The organism is Streptomyces sp. NPDC093801, assembly GCF_040701585.1.
In the GTDB taxonomy this organism is placed as follows: Bacteria; Actinomycetota; Actinomycetes; order Streptomycetales; family Streptomycetaceae; genus Streptomyces.
Genome location: NZ_JBFBDP010000098.1, coordinates 1 through 3,291 on the forward strand (window position 1 = coordinate 1; position 3,291 = coordinate 3,291).

Genomic DNA, 3,291 nt, shown 5'->3' on the forward strand with positions numbered 1-3,291 from the left:
TTTGTCCGCGGACAAAAGTCGGGCTCTCGCTGCCCTCGGCCGGGCCGGTGCTTCGCCCGCGCCGGGAGGGGGGCGGCCCGTCCGGTCAGCGCAGGCGCGAAAGTCGCAGCGCGGCTTCGCTCCGCACCTCGGGGTCCGGGTCCGACGATGCCAGCGTTCGAAGCTGCGCGATCAACTCGTCCCCATCCTCTCCGGTCGCCCAGCGCGGGTCACAGTCGAGCTCCGCCCCGAGCTGATCAGCGGTCCCCTCGTCCGAGGCAACCGCACGGGCCGAGAGCACGGCCCGCAGTCCGGCCAGATCCCTCCGGGCCAGCAGGGCCGCCGCGGTATCCGAGGTCACTCCGGTGTCTTCACCGTCCAGCAGGAGACGGTGCAGGACACCGGCAACGCCCTCGATCCGGGGCACTGCCGCCAGCCGCCGCCCTGCGGCGGCTCTCACGGACCAGGCCGGAGAATCCGCCGCGGCGATCCAGTCACGAAGCCCTTGGCCCACGGAGTCCTCCACGGTGACTCGTCTCAGTTGAGGCCCAGAGACGCAGCGACTCCCGCTGCGTGGGCGGATGCCTCGTCGGCCATGCTCCAGCGTATGGGGAAGCAGATCAACGGGCCGCCAGCCTCCCCGATCAGCGGGGCGGAAAACCAAGGGGAGGCGTCATCGTCGTCTTCGGCGCAGGCTCCATGCTTCACCGACCGTCGTCGGTCGAGGTCGGGCATGTTCGCCCGGTACGCGGCGGCGACCGCGCCCGACTTTTGTCCGCGGACAAAAGTCGGGCCACCACCAAGACACGTCCGCGGTCAGCACCACCACTGACACATCGCGGAGGGGGCACCCGATGAGACGCTGGGCGATATGGACGCGATGGCGGACGACGGAGAGTGCTTGAGGTTTCTGACCGCGATGCAGGTCGGCGACCTGTGCAGTGGGACAGTGGCGGAGGTGTCAGCGCGGGGGGTGTCGGTGACCCCGGACGGTTTCCCCACACGCCCACTAGGGCGTGTGGGGTCACTGGACGTTTCCTGGCGCTGGTCGGTGGCCTCGGCCGTGCAGGTCGGCCGGCGGATCACTGCTGAGGTGATTGCCGTCGACCTCGATCAAGGGTGCGCCTGGCTGTCGATGGCCGCGGTGGAGAATCCTGAGCTCTGGGCGTTCCTGACGTCACTCCGGGCCGGAGAGGTGCTCTCTGGCAGGGTCGCCCGGATCGAGGGGTTCGGTGTGTTCGTGGCGCTGGACGACGGCCCTGCCCACCCGGTCTACCCCGGCGTCGGGTTCATCACGATCCCCGAGCTGTCCTGGCAACGTTTCGACGCGGTTACCGACGTCGTGGCGGTGGGGCAGCGCATCTCGTGCACGTTCCTCGCCTTCGACACCACGAACGGAGAGGCGCGGCTGTCCCTGCGCGCCATGGAACCGGACCCCTTCCATGCGTTCGCTGACGCCATCGCCGTGGGGGAGAGGCTCCAAGGTCGGGTCACCCAGCTGGTCCCGTTCGGAGCCTTCGTCCGGGTCGCCGACGGCATCGAGGGGCTGGTCCACCTACGAGACCTCGGACCGACACCTGTCGAAGCCCCGGAAGAGATCGTTCAGGTCGGTGACGAGATCACGGTCGTCGCGAGGGAAGTGGACCGCTCACGACGCAGGCTCTCCCTCTCCCTCCGACATGCCCTGCGGTCCAGGTAGGAGCCGGAGCCGAGCGTGGGGGAGGGGTGGCTGCCGGACCGGCCGACGGTGCCGCGGCTGCTGACTTTTGTCCGCGGACAAAAGTTCCGGGGCATCGAGGACAGTGCGGTGGGCCGGGGGCGTCGGCAGTCCCGCCAGGACGGCGGTCAGAGTGCGCTGCCATGGACCCTGCAGATCTTGACCACCGTGCCCGGACGCTCTCCGGCATCGTCCCCCCGACCGTGGTCTCTCGGCTCCTCGAGCTCGGCCACGAAGAGGAAGTGGAACGCCGGGCCCGCCGCGGGGAGTGGTTCTGCGCGCGGGAGTGGGCACTGGTGCTCGGGGACAGGGGGCGGCAGGAGGAAGCGCTGGACGTCCTCGCCCCCTACGCCGCCACGGGATGGTGGACGGCCGTCCGCGCCCAAGTGGAGCTGCTGGAGCAGTGGGGGCGGGCGGAGGAGGCGATCGCCCAGGTTCGGCCGCACGCGCGGAGCGGGGGATTCGAACTCGAGCTGCTCGCCCGCCTGCTCGCCCGGCACGGACGCCTCGACGAAGCCGTCGCGCGCCTGATCCCCGGAATCGAGGACCCGGGTCTCGCCTCCACTCTGGTCGAGGTCACGGAGGGAGCCGGGCGGGACGAGGAGATCGCCCCGCTGCTGGCCGCCCGGATCCCCGTCGGGCACCGGTGCGAGGACCCGTGGTGCTGCCGGGGCCTCGATCCGGATACGGCCATCGGCCTGCTCGCCGCGGTCCGTGAGCGTCAGGGCAGGGTCGACGAGGCGATCGCCCTGCTGCACACCCGGCACATCAGCTCCGTCAACGCCCGGGACCAGCTGGCCGACCTGCTGGCGCGGCAGGACCGGATCGAGGAACTGCGCGCCTACGCCGACTCGGATCCCCATGGCCACGCCGCACGGTGCCTCGCCGAGGTGCTGGAGGAGCGCGGCGACATCGATGGTGCCATCGCCGTGTACCGGCAGCCGGACGACTCACGAGCGGACCGGGTCCAAGCGGCGGTGGCCCTGGCCGGCCTCCTGGGCCGTCGGCACCGGGGCGACGAGGCGATCGAGGTGATGCGCACCCTCGCGGATTCCCTCGGTGACCCGGACGACCGGGTCGTCGACACGCTGTGCACCCGCTACGCCGACCACGGCCGCGCCGCAGACGGCCTGGCCTACCTCGACGCCCTCTCCGCGCGCCGCGGCGGCCGGGAGGAGTGGGAGTTCTTCGTGCTCCGGCTCCGGCTCATGGCCGCCCGAGGCCTGCTCGACGAGGGGATCGGGTTGACGCGGGCGCATCCCGAGGGCGACACCTGGTCTGCGGCCTGGACCCTCTCCGACCTCCTCGCCGAGTCGGGCCGGATCCAGGAGGCCGTCGCGGTCCTGGAAGCCCACGGAGCCGCCCACCCCACGCTCCTGGCCGGCCACCTCATCGTGCTCGGCCGGGTGGAGGAAGCCCTTCAACTCCTCCAGCGGCGCGAGCCCAAACGCTTCGTGCCGCTCTGGTCAGGCACCTTCGAAGCCGAGCCGACGCTCTGACACCGCCGTGCCGCGGGGTGCCGGTGCTCCTGCCGGGGGGGGGGGGGGGTTGAGGGGGGCCCAAAAAGGGCCCCCCGGGCCCGCCCCCGCCGCCGC

3 protein-coding genes are annotated in these 3,291 nt (G+C 71.6%); 2 read left to right on the forward strand and 1 reads right to left on the reverse strand.

Annotation, left to right across the window (positions count from 1 at the left end; all coding sequences use genetic code 11):
- Positions 1-85: 85 nt before the first annotated feature.
- Positions 86-505, reverse strand: coding sequence for a hypothetical protein (locus AB0469_RS40950; RefSeq protein ID WP_366456695.1), 420 nt, complete (start codon positions 503-505; stop codon positions 86-88).
- A 345-nt stretch (positions 506-850) separates the two neighbouring features.
- Here AB0469_RS40950 and AB0469_RS40955 point away from each other — a divergent pair, with 345 nt between their 5' ends.
- Positions 851-1,678 (forward strand): S1 RNA-binding domain-containing protein, encoded by an 828-nt coding sequence (locus AB0469_RS40955; protein ID WP_366456696.1) that lies wholly within the window; start codon positions 851-853, stop codon positions 1,676-1,678.
- A 161-nt stretch (positions 1,679-1,839) separates the two neighbouring features.
- A complete protein-coding gene (locus AB0469_RS40960; RefSeq protein WP_366456697.1) occupies positions 1,840-3,195 on the forward strand; it encodes a hypothetical protein in 1,356 nt (451 codons plus the stop codon).
- Positions 3,196-3,291: the final 96 nt, after the last annotated feature.